This window comes from Kosakonia sp. MUSA4 (assembly GCF_013085925.1).
GTDB classification, from domain to species: Bacteria; Pseudomonadota; Gammaproteobacteria; order Enterobacterales; family Enterobacteriaceae; genus Kosakonia; species Kosakonia sacchari_B.
Window position 1 is genome coordinate 23,303 of the sequence record NZ_CP025697.1, and the last position, 14,647, is coordinate 37,949.

Annotated in this window: 14 protein-coding genes and 1 pseudogene; 10 read left to right on the forward strand and 5 right to left on the reverse strand. The window is 55.2% G+C overall.

Annotated features, from left to right (window positions below):
- The first annotated feature begins 53 nt into the window (after positions 1-53).
- The 4 genes from yjbE to C0557_RS00110 all read left to right on the forward strand — a co-directional run bounded on the left by yjbE (position 54) and on the right by C0557_RS00110 (position 3,827).
- Positions 54-296 carry an exopolysaccharide production protein YjbE gene (gene yjbE, locus C0557_RS00095; RefSeq protein ID WP_007372406.1) on the forward strand — a complete coding sequence of 81 codons (243 nt, stop codon included), beginning with the start codon at positions 54-56 and terminating at the stop codon, positions 294-296.
- 65 nt (positions 297-361) lie between these two features.
- On the forward strand, positions 362-1,000 hold the full coding sequence (locus C0557_RS00100) for a YjbF family lipoprotein (RefSeq protein WP_217273276.1): 639 nt from the start codon (positions 362-364) through the stop codon (positions 998-1,000).
- Positions 997-1,734 carry a capsule biosynthesis GfcC D2 domain-containing protein gene (locus tag C0557_RS00105; RefSeq protein ID WP_208657084.1) on the forward strand — a complete coding sequence of 246 codons (738 nt, stop codon included), beginning with the start codon at positions 997-999 and terminating at the stop codon, positions 1,732-1,734. Before C0557_RS00100 ends, C0557_RS00105 begins: the two co-directional genes overlap by 4 nt.
- A 2-nt stretch (positions 1,735-1,736) precedes the next feature.
- Positions 1,737-3,827, forward strand: coding sequence for a YjbH domain-containing protein (locus C0557_RS00110; RefSeq protein ID WP_074779856.1), 2,091 nt, complete (start codon positions 1,737-1,739; stop codon positions 3,825-3,827).
- Positions 3,828-3,861: 34 nt separating this feature from the next.
- On the opposite strand, the pseudogene C0557_RS00115 reads toward C0557_RS00110, so the two are convergent.
- Together C0557_RS00115 and C0557_RS00120 are read right to left on the reverse strand one after the other, a co-directional pair.
- Positions 3,862-3,936: pseudogene (locus C0557_RS00115) on the reverse strand (N-acetyltransferase); the annotation flags it as partial.
- Positions 3,937-3,982: 46 nt separating this feature from the next.
- Positions 3,983-4,492, reverse strand: a complete 510-nt coding sequence (locus C0557_RS00120; RefSeq protein WP_208657085.1) for a GNAT family N-acetyltransferase — start codon at positions 4,490-4,492, stop codon at positions 3,983-3,985.
- Between the two features lie 139 nt (positions 4,493-4,631).
- On the opposite strand from C0557_RS00120, the gene psiE reads away from it, so the two are divergent.
- Entirely contained in the window at positions 4,632-5,042 is a 411-nt protein-coding gene (gene psiE / locus C0557_RS00125; protein WP_007372412.1) for a phosphate-starvation-inducible protein PsiE, read from the forward strand.
- Between the two features lie 202 nt (positions 5,043-5,244).
- Here the strand turns inward: psiE and malG are convergent, their stop codons facing one another.
- From malG to malE, 3 genes are all read right to left on the reverse strand, one after another.
- On the reverse strand, positions 5,245-6,135 hold the full coding sequence (gene malG, locus C0557_RS00130; protein ID WP_007372414.1) for a maltose ABC transporter permease MalG: 891 nt from the start codon (positions 6,133-6,135) through the stop codon (positions 5,245-5,247).
- 13 nt (positions 6,136-6,148) lie between these two features.
- Positions 6,149-7,693: a maltose ABC transporter permease MalF gene (gene malF / locus C0557_RS00135; RefSeq protein WP_074779850.1), complete on the reverse strand. Its 1,545-nt coding sequence runs from the start codon at positions 7,691-7,693 to the stop codon at positions 6,149-6,151.
- Between the two features lie 188 nt (positions 7,694-7,881).
- Positions 7,882-9,072: a maltose/maltodextrin ABC transporter substrate-binding protein MalE gene (gene malE / locus C0557_RS00140; RefSeq protein WP_007372416.1), complete on the reverse strand. Its 1,191-nt coding sequence runs from the start codon at positions 9,070-9,072 to the stop codon at positions 7,882-7,884.
- A gap of 371 nt (positions 9,073-9,443) precedes the next feature.
- Here malE and malK point away from each other — a divergent pair, with 371 nt between their 5' ends.
- The 5 genes from malK (at position 9,444) to ubiA (ending at position 14,578) form a co-directional block, all read left to right on the forward strand.
- Positions 9,444-10,553, forward strand: coding sequence for a maltose/maltodextrin ABC transporter ATP-binding protein MalK (gene malK / locus C0557_RS00145; protein WP_208657086.1), 1,110 nt, complete (start codon positions 9,444-9,446; stop codon positions 10,551-10,553).
- A gap of 76 nt (positions 10,554-10,629) precedes the next feature.
- Positions 10,630-11,958, forward strand: coding sequence for a maltoporin (locus tag C0557_RS00150; RefSeq protein WP_208657087.1), 1,329 nt, complete (start codon positions 10,630-10,632; stop codon positions 11,956-11,958).
- A gap of 111 nt (positions 11,959-12,069) precedes the next feature.
- A complete protein-coding gene (gene malM / locus C0557_RS00155) occupies positions 12,070-13,017 on the forward strand; it encodes a maltose operon protein MalM (RefSeq protein WP_208657088.1) in 948 nt (315 codons plus the stop codon).
- Between the two features lie 181 nt (positions 13,018-13,198).
- Complete coding sequence (gene ubiC, locus C0557_RS00160) at positions 13,199-13,696, forward strand: chorismate lyase (RefSeq protein ID WP_071921808.1); 498 nt, start codon at positions 13,199-13,201, stop codon at positions 13,694-13,696.
- Positions 13,697-13,708: 12 nt separating this feature from the next.
- Positions 13,709-14,578, forward strand: coding sequence for a 4-hydroxybenzoate octaprenyltransferase (gene ubiA / locus C0557_RS00165; RefSeq protein ID WP_208657089.1), 870 nt, complete (start codon positions 13,709-13,711; stop codon positions 14,576-14,578).
- The last annotated feature ends 69 nt before the right edge of the window (positions 14,579-14,647 follow it).

The following is a 14,647-nucleotide window of genomic DNA, read 5'->3' on the forward strand; positions in this document are numbered from 1 at the left end:
TCGCCTGAGTTTTTTCAGGTAAATCTCCATTCATTCAATGAAGGGAAATTGATATGAAAAAAGTCCTTTATGGCATTTTTGCCATATCCGCGCTTGCGGCGACTTCTGCTTTTGCTGCACCGGTGCAAATCGGTGAAGCGGCAGGGTCGGCAGCGACCTCTGTCTCGGCAGGTAGCTCTGCTGCGACGAGCGTCAGCACCGTAGGGTCTGCGGTGGGTGTCGCGCTGGCGGCAACCGGTGGCGGTGATGGCTCCAATACGGGAACCACGACCACCACGACCACAAGTACTCAGTAATCACGAGTACATTAACTATAACCACACTTCGGTGTGGTTATTTCCGCCCCTCTCGGAGAAGAGTCGTGAAGCGACCTGGTATTCTTTTAATTTGCCTGCTGCTTCAGGCATGTTCTGGCCAAATCAAAGGCCTGGGAAATTCACTGTGGGAGAGCGTTTTTGGCGTGCCAGGCGTGCAACTGACAGATGAAGACATCCTCAACATGCCCTATGCCAGCCAGTACATGCAGCTTAACAACGGCCCGCAACTGTTTGTGGTGCTCGCTTTCGACGAAAACGGTCAGCAGAAATGGGTAACGCAGGATCAGGCGACCATCGTGACGCAGCATTACCGCATCGTAAAAACACAACTCGGCGGCGATAACCTGATTGAAGTGAATAACCTGGCGTCCGATCCGCTGGCAAAACCGAATCAAATTATTGATGGTGCAAGCTGGACGCGCACCATGGGCTGGACGGAGCACAAACAGGTGCGCTATGCCACCGCGCGCTCCGTCTTCCACTGGAACGGCACCGACACCATCAAGTTGGCGAATGATGTCACCGCGGTGCGTATTCTCGACGAGGATGTCACCACAGACGAGAAGAGCTGGCGCAACCGCTTCTGGGTGGATGACGCCGGGGTAATCAGGCAGTCGGAGCAGTATCTGGGCGCAGACTGGTTCCCGGTGAAGACCACACTGATTAAGGCGGCTAAACAATGACGATGCGCATTTTTCTTCTGTTATTAGCCAGCCTCGCTTCTCCGCTCGCGCTGGCCACCGGGACGGTGAATGTCTACATCGCTGGCGAAGGCAAACCGAAAACGTTATCCAACGCTGCGCATTTGAGCGATCTGGTCGCACAACCCCGGCTGGCAGAGAGCTGGTGGCCCGGTGCGGTAGTCAGTGAACGTCGCGCCACGCAGGCGGAGCAGGCCCGGCATCAGGTGTTGTTAACGCGCCTGAGCACGCTTGCTGCTGACGAAAGCGGTAACACCGCCGCCGCCATCAATTCACTACGCCAGCAGTTACAGGCGGTGAAAGTGACCGGCAGGCAGATAGTCAATCTCGACCCGGATTACGTTCGTACGCACCGGCTGGCGAACCGCCCACTGGAGGGCGAATACTCGCTGTGGGTGGGGCCGCAACCGACCACGATTACCGTGGTGGGGCTGATTAGTAGCCCAGGGAAAAAACCGTTTACACCTGGCAGGGATGTGGTGAGTTATCTGGATGATATGAGCCTGCTCAGCGGCGCGGAACGCAGCTATGCGTGGGTGATTTATCCCACCGGCCAGACACAAAAAGTGCCGGTTGCTTACTGGAACCGCCGCCACGTAGAGCCGATGCCCGGCAGCGTGATTTTCGTTGGCTTCGCACCGGGGTTGTGGAGCAACGAATATGACGAACTGAATGCCGACATCCTTCAGTCCCTGACGCATCGGATACCGGAATAATAATGAAAAAATCGTTTGTAATAAGCCTGTTGGCGCTGGGAATTAGCGCAGCCTGTCACGCAGAATCTTATCCTGAACCGGTGGGACCATCCCAGTCGGACTTTGGCGGCGTGGGATTGCTGCAAACACCGACCGCACGCATGTCGCGCGAAGGCGAACTGAGTTTTAACTACCGCGATAACAATCAGTACCGTTTCTATTCTGGCTCGATACAGCTTTTCCCGTGGCTGGAAACGACGCTACGTTATACCGACGTTCGCACACGCAAATATAGCTCGGTGGAAGCCTTCTCCGGCAATCAGACCTACAAAGATAAAGCCTTCGATGTGAAACTGCGCCTGTGGCAGGAAGGTTACTGGCTACCGCAAGTCTCCCTCGGCGCGCGGGATATCGGCGGGACAGGGCTGTTTGACGGCGAATACCTGGTCGCCAGCAAAGCCTGGGGACCGTTCGATTTCTCCCTCGGTATTGGCTGGGGCTATCTCGGCACCAGCGGTAATATCAAAAACCCGCTCTGCTCTTATGACGAGAAATACTGTACGCGCGACACCAGCTATAAACAGGCTGGCTCCACCGATACCAGCCAGATGTTCCGCGGCCCGACGGCTCTCTTTGGTGGGGTTGAATATCAGACTCCCTGGAACCCGTTGCGTTTAAAACTCGAGTATGAAGGCAACAACTATCAGCAGGATTATGCCGGGAAACTGCCGCAGCGCAGCAAAGTGAACGTTGGCGCGATTTATCGCATTACCGACTGGGCCGACATCAACCTGAGCTATGAGCGCGGCAACACCTGGATGTTTGGTTTTACCCTGCGTAATAATTTCAACGATTTACGTCCCGCTTACAGCGATGCGCCGCGGCCGAAGTATCAACCGCAGCCGCAGGACGCGATCCTGCAACATGCGGTGGTGGCTAACCAGCTTACCCTGTTGAAATATAACGCCGGTTTCGCCGACCCGCAGATCCAGGTGAAAGGCGATACGCTCTACGTGACCGGTCAGCAGGTGAAATACCGTAACACCCAGGAAGGGATTGAGCGGGCAAACCGTATCATCATGAATGACTTGCCGGATGGCATTCGCACCATTCGCGTGACGGAAAATAGCCTTAATATGCCGATCGTCACCACCGAAACGGATGTCGCCAGTCTGAAGCGCCATCTGGAAGGAGAACCGCTGGGGCAGGATACAGAGCTGGTGCAGAAACGGGTCACGCCGATTGTGCCGGATAGCACAGAGCAGGGCTGGTATATCGATAAATCGTCGTTCGATTTCCATATTGATCCGGTGTTGAACCAGTCGTTCGGCGGCCCGGAAAGCTTCTACATGTACCAGGTTGGCGTGATGGCAACCGCCGACTGGTGGTGGACCGATCATTTACTGACCACCGGCAGCCTGTTCGCCAACGTGGCTAACAACTACGATAAATTCAGCTATACCTCCAGCGATTCGTCATTGCCGCGCGTGCGTACCCGCGTGCGTGAATATGTGCAAAATGACTATTACGTCAACAACATGCAAGCGAACTACATGCACTACCTGGGGAATAATTTCTATGGTCAAGTGTATGCCGGTTATCTTGAAACCATGTTTGGCGGCGCGGGGGCTGAAGTGCTGTGGCGTCCGGTCGATAGCCACTGGGCGTTCGGTATCGATGGCAACTACGTGAAACAGCGCGACTGGCGCAGCCCGCAGGACATGATGAAGTTCACCGATTACAGCGTGAAAACCGGCCACTTCACCGCCTACTGGACGCCGTGGTTCGCCGACGATGTGCTGATTAAAGCGAGCGCCGGGCAGTATCTGGCAGGGGATAAAGGCGTCACGCTGGATGTCTCGAAACACTTTGATAGCGGCGTTGTCATTGGCGCGTATGCCACCAAGACCAACGTTTCGGCGGCGCAGTACGGGGAAGGGGAATTCACCAAAGGGGTGTATGTCTCTGTACCGTTGGATCTGTTCACGACCGGCCCGACCCGCAGCCGCGCAGCCGTTGGCTGGACGCCGTTGACGCGTGATGGCGGCCAGAAACTGGGCCGTAAGTTTGAGCTTTATGATATGACCAACGATAAGACGATCAACTTCCAGTAATCCTTCGCCCCCTCTCCACCTGAGAGGGGGTTTCTCACAGCCGCCGCAGCAACCGCGCCGGATTTCCCGCATAAACCCCTTTCTCGTGCAACGATTTCGTCAGCACATTCTCGCCGCAGGTCACGTTGCGGATGGCGGACTGGCGCACGACTCCTTTAGAGCGGTTTACAAAGAATATGCAGCGTACTTTGCTGAGAAGGGGTACTAAACAGGGTCTCTTTCAGGTGCGTGAATCCCTGGCGGAGATAAAAGCGCTGGGCGTTGGGGTTCGCATCGAGTACCTCCAACCAGAGCGCGGTTTCGCCACGGCTTTTTGCTACACGCGCGATCTCCGTCAGCAGCGTTTCGCCGTAGCCGCGGCCGGTTTTACCCGGCAGAAAATAGAGCTTATGCAGCAGCGTTCCCACTGGGCCATGCTCATCGACTGCGCGATGCCAGGAGACTTTGGCAAAGCCAACCGGCGAGGGATCGCTGGCGATGAACCAGCAACTTTTTTCATCCTGTAAGCTCTGTTGCAGCACCGGCACGGCATACTCTTGCCGGAGGAAATCCTGTAATTCGCTCTGCTCGCGCCACAGATGAGCAAAGTGGTGCATGTAGCTGGCAAACCCCATTTCACTGATTAACGCCGCATCGTCCACGGATGCTTTACGCATTGTAAGCATGCTCTTTTTTTCCTCTTGCATGAAAACGGCTAGCCAGACATGTCACCACGCGCTGTCACAAAAGATAAGTAAATAATGTAGATCCAGATCACATTTTTACGTTATACAGGAGATTCCCCACAGAAAATGAGGTGCTGTTATGACGTCGCTAACTCGTCCACGCGCTGAGTTTGTTTCTACTATTTTGCAGACTGTGCTGAACCTGGGTCTGCTGAGCCTGGGGCTGATCCTGATTGTTTTTCTTGGCAAAGAGACGCTGCATCTGGCGGATGTGCTGTTTTCGCCGGTGCAGACCAGCAAGTATGAGCTGGTGGAAGGGCTGGTGGTCTACTTCCTTTACTTTGAATTTATCGCACTGATTGTGAAGTACTTTCAGTCCGGTTTTCATTTCCCGCTGCGCTACTTTATCTATATCGGCATCACCGCGATCGTGCGGTTGATCATCGTCGATCATCAGTCGCCAATGGATGTGCTGATCTACTCTGCGGCGATCCTGCTGCTGGTGATCACCCTGTGGTTATGTAATTCCCAACGGCTGAAGCGTGAATAAAAAAAGGCGGCCTTTTGGGCCGCCAACGACTTCACAAGTTAAGTTGAGGGTGCAGTGGCAACGACCGTCATCTTTCGGGTGATCGCTGTGCTGGCTTCCTTTACTCACCCCAGTCACTTACTTCAATAAGCTCCTGGGGATTCGTGCAGTCGCCGCCTTGCTCTAACCCGAAATACTTAGGGCGCGAAAACAACGATGAAATCTAACCTTTTACTCCGCCTGCGGTCAGGCCGTTTACCAGCCAGCGCTGCGCCAGCAAGAACACCAGCGTAATCGGAATGGCGGAGAGCACCGCCGCAGCGGCAAAATCGCCCCACAGATAGTTTTGCGGGTTGAGGTATTGCTGCATGCCGACCGCCAGCGTGTAGCTGTTAACATCGCGCAGCAGCAGCGAGGCCACCGGAACTTCGGTGATGGCCGCGATAAACGACAGAATAAACACCACCGCCAGGATCGGCACCGACAGCGGCAGCAGTACCAGGCGAAACGCCTGCCACGGCGTGGCACCATCCAGCGCAGCGGCTTCTTCCAGCGAACTGTCGATGGTTTCGAAATAGCCCTTGATCGTCCACACATGCAGCGCAATCCCGCCAAGATAAGCAAAGATCACCCCACCGTGCGTATTCAGGCCGATAAACGGCACGTACTGTCCCAGACGATCAAACAACGCATACAGCGCCACCAGCGACAACACCGCCGGGAACATCTGGAAAATCAGCATCCCTTTCAGCAGCGTCGCTTTGCCGGGAAAACGCATACGGGCGAACGCGTATGCGCAGGTGGTGGAGAGCGCGACAATGCCCACGGCAGTAATGGCGGCGATTTTCACCGAGTTCCACAGCCACAGCAGCACCGGGAACGGCGGCGGCGTGACGCGCCCGTCGGCGTGTTCAACGCTAAAGCCCAGCGCCAGCCGCCAGTGCTCCCAGGAGATGTTATCCGGGATCAGACTGCCGGTAGCGAAGTTACCTTCACGCAGTGAAATGGCGACCACCATCAGCAGCGGGAACATGATGGCGGCAATAAACACCAGCAGTAACGCATGGGTGATAAACAGCCGTAGCTTCTGCGATTTTGCCTGCACCATAGCCATAATATCGTCCTCCTTAATCGAATTTCATGCGCGTGGCTTTCAGGTTGACGATAGCCAGCGCGCCTACCAGCAGGAAAATCAGCGTGGCGATAGCGGCTGCAAGCCCAAAGTCCTGACCGCCGCCGCCTTCAAAGGCGATACGGTAGGTGTAGCTCACCAACAGGTCGGTATAACCCGCCGGAGTGGTAGTGCCGATGCGGTCCGGCCCGCCGTTGGTCAACAACTGGATCAGCACGAAGTTGTTAAAGTTAAAGGCAAAGCTGGCGATCATCAGCGGCGTCAGCGGCTTGATCAGCAGCGGGAAAGTGATGCGGAAAAAGTTCTGCAACGGCCCGGCGCCATCCATTGCCGAGGCTTCATACAGATCGTCCGGGATCGCTTTCAGCAGGCCCATGCAAAGGATCATCATGTAGGGGTAACCAAGCCAGGTGTTAACGATCACGATCATCGCGCGGGCGGTGGTTGGATCGCTGAACCAGGCCGGTTTAATGCCGAACAGCGCGCTCAGCATCATGTTGATCTCACCGAAGCTCTGGTTAAACAGCCCTTTAAAGATCAGGATCGAGATAAACGAGGGCACCGCGTAAGGCAGAATCAGCAGCACGCGGTAAATCGCTTTGCCTTTCAGCGACTCCCACTGCACAACGCAGGCCAGCACCATGCCGACGGCGACGGTCAGCACCACCGTGAGAATGGAGAAGATCACCGTCCAGATAAAGATCTCGATAAACGGTTTCTGGATACCTTCATCGGTAAAGACGCGGGTGAAGTTATCCCAGCCGATGGTCACCGTATAACCAGGGCTGAGTTTTTCGCTGCCCCAGCTACCGTCAGCATTAATCGCCTGGTAGAAACCGATATGGTTATTTGGCCGGTATTTGGCGCCGCTCTGGTTGTTGGTCAGCGTACCGTCCTGCGCGAGCTGGTAGAGCGGGCGCGTGCCGGAGAACTGGCGCAGCGAGCTCATGATCACTTTGCTCTCATCCGGCAGGATGGCGGTAAGCTGATTCAGTGCCTGACGATTTTGCGTAATGACACGCAAATTAGCCCGTTCACCGGCTGGCAGCGCTGGCACCTCTTTCAGGGCCAGTTGCTGTTCACCGCCAGGTTTAAAGGCGTCGGAGAGATAATTTTTGCCGCTGTCGCCATCGGTAAGCGCCAGCCGCCATTCATCCCCTTCCGGATAAAGACCAAAGTTGTAGGCTTTTCCCGCCTGGAAGGAGCGATCGAGCAGCACCTGCTGCGCGCGTTCCTGCGTTAACTGGTTGGTACTGCTGTAGTTGGTAAAGGCGATGGCGATCGTACAAATCAGCGGGAACAGGACAAACAGCCCCATCCCGGCCATGCCCGGATAGACATAGCGCCAGGCGTAGGTTTTACGGTTGGCGAAAATATAAAGGCCCGCCGAACTGAGCACGAGCGTGGTAATGGCGAAAAGGTATTCCCCCTGGGCATACATCATAACGACAAGGTATGCCACCAGCAGCCCGATCAGGGTAATGACGGTCCAGGCAAGCTGTGGGCTTTGCCACCAATGGCGCTTCTTTACAACATCCATGGGGATTTCCTCTCTACGCGGCACTGTTCACGCTGCCTCTTTGTTGGCTACGGTTGCGCACCCCAGTCACTTACTTTTGTAAGCGCTGGGGATACACAACCTTGCCGCCGCGATGCCGCGCGAATCATGCCGTGTATACAACTGTCCAGGTTGCCTTATCCCTTTCCGGGGATAAGGCATTCACATTTTTACTTGGTAATACGGCCCTGCGCGTCTTTCAGTGCAGCATCTACAGTCTGACGATCGCTCACGGCATTGATAACGGCGGTGCGGGTGGCATACCAGAAGGCGGCCATCTGCGGGATGTTCGGCATGATTTCGCCGGTTTTTGCGTTAGCCATGGTGGCAGCAATGCGCGGATCTTTCGCTAACTCTTCCTGGTACGATTTCAGCGCTACGGCACCCAGCGGTTTGTCCTTGTTAACATCCGCCAGGCCGGCATCGGTCAGCAGGTAGTTTTCCAGGAACTCTTTCGCCAGTTCTTTGTTCGGGCTGGCGGCGTTAATGCCTGCGCTCAACACGCCAACGAACGGTTTGGATGGCTTACCGTGGAAGGTTGGCAGCGGTGCGACGCCGTAATTGATCTTGCTCTTATCAATGTTGGCCCATGCCCACGGACCGTTGATGGTCAGCGCGGTTTCGCCTTTGTTGAACGCCGCTTCAGCGATGGAGTAATCCGTGTCGGCATTCATGTGTTTATCTTTAATCAGCTTGACGAGGAAGCCGAGGCCCGCTTTCGCGCCTGCATTGTCAACGCCGACATCTTTCACATCGTATTTGCCGTTTTCATACTTGAACGCGTAACCACCATCGGCAGCAATCAGCGGCCAGGTGAAGTACGGTTCTTGCAGGTTAAACATCAGCGCGCTCTTACCTTTCGCTTTCAGCTGTTTATCCAGCGCCGGGATCTCTTCCCAGGTTTTCGGCGGGTTCGGTACGAGGTCCTTGTTATAAATCAGCGACAGTGATTCGACAGCAATCGGGTAAGCGATTAGTTTGCCGTTGTAGCGCACCGCGTCCCAGGTGAAGGGGAACAGCTTGTCCTGGAAGGCTTTGTCCGGGGTCACTTCTGCCAGCAGGCCTGATTGCGCGTAGCCGCCAAAGCGATCGTGCGCCCAGAAGATAATGTCCGGGCCATCGCCAGTCGCGGCAACTTGCGGGAATTTCTCTTCCAGTTTGTCCGGATGTTCAACCGTCACTTTGATGCCGGTATCTTTCTCGAATTTCTTACCCACTTCGGCAAGGCCGTTATAGCCTTTATCGCCATTGATCCAGATAACCAGCTTACCTTCTTCGATTTTGGCGAGGGCAGAGGCGGAGAACATCATCGTCGCCAGTGCGGACAATGCGAGGATGCGTGCGCCTGTTTTGATTTTCATATATCCCGTCCTATTTGGTGATGTGCTCGTGGATACGCTCAAGGTGGTCTGACGGGATTAGTCTCCTTTTTTGACAAGTACTTCTCATCCTCCTTATCCCTACGCCCCTGGGGCGATTTGTGTGATCTGTGTTACATAGATTTTCATTATGTGTGTCAGCGCACATAAAAAAGAGCCGATTTTTGCAGGTTCCATCACGAAAATGCCTGTCACCTGGCGATGCGGGGTGCAGAGCAACCCTTCTCATCCTCCCGTCTCCTCCCCCATAAAAAACCGCAGGGGTGGAGGATTCGCCCGCTGTACCGATGCCCCATAGTCAGCCCACATTGAATGTTTCTGTTGGTGACAGGTTGTAACGAAGGGAGAAGGGCATGGCGAGCGTACAGCTTCGTAACGTAACGAAAGCCTGGGGCGATGTAGTGGTCTCAAAAGAGATCAGTCTCGACATTCACGAAGGTGAATTTGTGGTGTTTGTCGGCCCGTCAGGCTGTGGTAAATCGACGCTGCTGCGCATGATTGCCGGGCTGGAAACCATTACCAGCGGGGAGTTGTTTATCGGCGATACCCGCATGAATGACGTTCCCCCCGCCGAACGCGGCGTCGGGATGGTATTTCAGTCCTACGCGCTTTATCCGCACCTGTCGGTAGCGGAAAACATGTCTTTCGGCCTGAAGTTAGCGGGTGCGAAAAAAGAGATCATTAAATCGCGCGTCACTCAGGTGGCGGAGGTGTTGCAACTGGCGCACTTGCTGGAACGCAAACCGAAAGCGCTTTCTGGCGGCCAGCGCCAGCGCGTGGCGATTGGTCGTACGCTGGTGGCTGAACCCAGCGTTTTCTTACTTGATGAACCCCTTTCCAACCTTGATGCCGCGCTGCGTGTGCAGATGCGTATTGAGATCTCCCGTCTGCATAAACGCCTTGGTCGCACGATGATTTACGTCACCCACGATCAGGTCGAAGCGATGACGCTGGCCGACAAGATTGTGGTGCTGGATGCCGGTCGCGTGGCGCAGGTCGGGAAACCGCTGGAACTCTATCACTACCCGGCTGACCGCTTTGTTGCGGGCTTTATTGGCTCGCCGAAGATGAATTTCCTGCCGGTAAAAGTGACGGCCACCGCCATTGAACAGGTGCAGGTTGAGCTGCCTAACCGCCAGCAGGTTTGGCTGCCGGTGGACAGCGCCAATGTGCAGGTCGGCGCGAATATGTCTTTGGGCATTCGCCCGGAGCATCTGCTTCCAAGTGACATCGCCGATGTCACGCTGGAAGGGGAAGTGCAGGTCGTAGAACAGCTTGGTCACGAAACACAAATTCATATCCAGATCCCCGCAATACGCCAGAACCTGGTCTACCGCCAGACTGACGTCGTGCTGGTAGAAGAGGGTGCCACATTCGCTATCGGCTTGCCGCCGGAGCGCTGCCATCTGTTCCGTGAAGATGGCACCGCCTGCCGCCGGTTACACAAAGAGCCGGGCGTTTAAGCGTACCCCAAAAAAACTTACACCAACCCTTCCAGGGCCAAGTGTAAACAGAAAAGCAATGATCTCAGGAGATAGAATGATGATTACTCTGCGCAAACTACCCCTGGCTCTCGCCATTACCGCAGGCATTTTGTCTGCGCAGGCGGGCGCCGTCGACTTCAAAGGTTACGCGCGTTCCGGCATCGGCTGGACCGGCAGCGGCGGCGAGCAGCAATGCTTCCAGGCGACCGGTGCAGGTGCTAAATACCGTCTCGGTAACGAATGTGAAACCTACGCAGAATTAAAACTCGGCCAGGAAGTGTGGAAAGAGGGCGATAAGAGCTTCTATTTCGACACGAACGTGGCTTACTCCGTGTCACAGCAAAATGACTGGGAAGCCACCAGCCCGGCTTTCCGTGAAGCGAACGTGCAGGGTAAAAACCTGATCGACGCGCTGCCAGGCGCCACCATCTGGGCCGGTAAACGCTTCTACCAGCGTCATGATGTGCACATGATCGACTTCTACTACTGGGATATCTCCGGCCCGGGCGCAGGTCTGGAAAACATCGATCTTGGCTTCGGTAAACTCTCTCTGGCGGCAACCCGTTCTTCTGAATCGGGCGGTTCTGTCACCTTCAGCAGCCCGGGTGTGTATGACGTGGTTAAAGATACCGCTAACGATGTCTTCGACGTACGTTTAGCCGGTCTGCAGACTAACCCGGACGGCATGCTGGAACTGGGCTTCGATTACGGTCGTGCAAACAAAACCGACAATTATCGCTATGTGAACAGCGACGATTCGAAAGATGGCTGGATGTTCACTGCTGAACATACTCAGAGCATGCTGAAAGGCTACAACAAGTTTGTTCTGCAGTACGCGACCGATGCCATGACCACGCAGGGTAAAGGTATTCCGCAAGGGACTTACCAATCCGGCGACTATGACGATTTCGTCGGTGGTAACAACGACGGTAAGTTGTGGCGCGTGCTGGATCACGGTGCAATCACGCTGAGTGAGAAATGGGACCTGATGTATGTCGGTATGTATCAGAAACAGGATCTCGATTCTAAACTCGGCACCGACTGGTGGACCGTGGGCGTTCGTCCTATGTACAAATGGACGCCAATCATGAGCACCCTGCTGGAAGTGGGCTACGACAACGTGAAATCCCAGCAGACCGGCGACAGAAACAGCCAGTACAAAATCACCCTTGCACAGCAATGGCAGGCAGGCGACAGCATCTGGTCTCGTCCGGCAATCCGTATTTTCGCTACCTATGCGAAATGGGATGAGAAATGGGGCTACATCAAAAACGGTGATTCTGTAACGCGCTTCGCTGCGGCGAACGACTCTGGTTTCACCACCACCAGCCGTGGCGACAACGATGAGTGGAGCTTCGGCGCACAGATGGAAATCTGGTGGTAATCCACGCTTAACCTGACGTAATGACCAAAAGAGGGGCGCAAGCCCCTCAACCCTTGGGTCAGCGCGCTATTGCCTGGCGTTCGCTGTTCCCGTGCAGAAAAGGTGATAACAATGAAAATGAAAAAAAGTCTCGTCGCCCTGTGCCTGACCGCCGGTTTACTGGCGGGCGCTCCCGGGGTTAGCTTCGCTGATGTTAATTTTGTCCCGCAAAACACCACTGCCGCGCCGTCAATTCCGGCATCGGCATTACAGCAACTGACCTGGACGCCGGTCGATCAATCGAAAACACAGTCCACGCAGCTGGCAACCGGCGGCCAACGCCTCGATGTGCCGGGTATTAGCGGCCCGGTCGCGGCATGGAGCGTACCGGCGAACATCGGCGAACTGACGCTGACGTTAACCAGCGAAGTGGATAAGCAAACCAGCGTATTTGCGCCGAATGTGTTGATTCTTGATCAGAACATGACGCCTTCAGCCTATTTCCCCAGCGAGTACTTTACCTATCAGGAACCGGGTGTGATGAGCGCCGATCGCCTGGAAGGGGTGATGCGCCTGACGCCTGCGCTGGGACAACAGAAAATCTATGTACTGGTCTTTACTACAAACAACGACTTACAGCGCACCACGAAATTAATCGATCCGGCAAAAGCCTATGCCAAAGGCACCGGCAATGCGATACCGGATATTCCTGATCCTATCGCGAAGCACGGCACTGACGGGAAACTAACGCTGAAAGTGAAAAACAGCAGCGGTTCCAGCGTGCTGGTCGGCCCGTTGTTTGGCTCTTCCGGCCCAAGCCCGGTCACTGTGGGTAACACTGCGGCACCGGTCTACAGCGCACAACCTGCGCCGGTAGCGGCTTCGGCTGCTGCGCCTGCGCCAGCCGCGAAAAGCGAGCCAATGCTGAATGATACGGAGAGTTATTTCAATCAGGCCATCAAACAGGCCGCTGCCAAAGGCGATATTGATAAGGCGCTGAAATTGTTGAATGAAGCTGAACGCCTCGGGTCGAAAACCGCCCGTGCCACTTTTATCAGCAGTGTAAAAGGCAAGGGGTAACCCATCCCCGCACTGCCGATATTTTGCAGTAACTGGTGCGTCGCCTGGCGCACCCTTTTTCCGGCGCAGATGCGCGCTGTTGCGCATCTGTTGCGCTGATGAAAACCGTTTGAAGTTTCCCCGCACCAGCCTGCTTGTTCTGCGATACACTATTGCTACGTTATGTACCGGAGAGTAAGGCATGTCACACCCTGCGCTTACGCAATTGCGTGCGCTGCGCTATGTAGACGCAATACCCGAACTGGAACCGCAACTGCTGGACTGGCTGTTGCTGGAAGATTCCATGACCAAACGTTTTGAGCAGCAAGGTAAAAAAGTCAGCGTCACCTTGATTCAGGAAGGCTTTGTCACGGCGGACGAGATTGCGCCCGAACGCGCGCATTTACCGGAAGAGGCGCGTTACTGGTTGCGGGAGATTATCCTTTGCGCAGATGGTGAACCCTGGCTGGCCGGGCGCACCGTCGTGCCGGAATCGACCCTGAGCGGCCCGGAAATGGCGCTGCAACGGCTGGGCAATACGCCGCTTGGGCGATATCTCTTTACCTCTTCAACGCTTACGCGTGACTTTATTGATATTGGTCGTTATGAGCAGCTGTGGGGACGGCGTTCCCGACTGCGTTTGGGGGGGAAACCCTTGATGCTTACAGAACTGTTTTTGCCTGCGTCGCCGCTGTACTAAGAGGAAAATAGAATGGAGTGGAGTCTCACGCAGACTAAGTTGTTAGCCTTTCACAGGCTTATGCGTACGGACAAACCGATTGGCGCGTTGCTGCTGTTGTGGCCAACGCTGTGGGCGTTATGGGTGGCAACGCCAGGTGTGCCGCCGCTGTGGATCTTACTGGTGTTTGTTGCGGGCGTCTGGCTGATGCGCGCGGCGGGCTGCGTGGTGAATGATTACGCGGATCGCAAATTCGACGGGCATGTAAAACGCACGGCGAACCGACCGATGCCCAGCGGCGCGGTCACGGAAAATGAAGCGCGGGTGTTGTTTGTTGTTCTGGTGCTGCTGGCCTTTGCGCTGGTGCTGACGCTGAATATGATGACCATCCTGCTTTCGGTGGCGGCGCTGGCGCTGGCGTGGGTTTATCCATTCATGAAGCGCTACACGCATCTGCCGCAGGTGGTGCTCGGCGCGGCATTCGGCTGGTCAATTCCGATGGCGTTTGCCGCCGTCAGCGAATCTGTACCGCTAAGCTGCTGGACCATGTTTTTCGCCAATATCCTGTGGGCGGTGGCCTACGATACCCAGTACGCCATGGTTGATCGCGATGATGATGTGAAGATTGGCATCAAGTCGACGGCGATTTTGTTTGGTCGCTATGACAAGCTGATTATCGGTATTTTGCAGGTTGCCGTGCTGGCGCTGATGGCGTCTATTGGCTGGCTTAACGGGCTGGGCTGGGCGTATTACGCTGCGGTACTGGTGGCGGGCGTGCTGTTTGTTTATCAACAGATATTGATTACGGGGCGCGAACGCGACGCCTGTTTTAAAGCATTTATGAACAACAACTACGTGGGGCTGGTGCTGTTTTTAGGGCTGGCTTTTAGTTACCTGCACTGAATCTAAAAACTGCCGGATGGCGGCTGCATGTTATCCGGCCTGCGAGATTATCTCATCCCACAGGCCGGA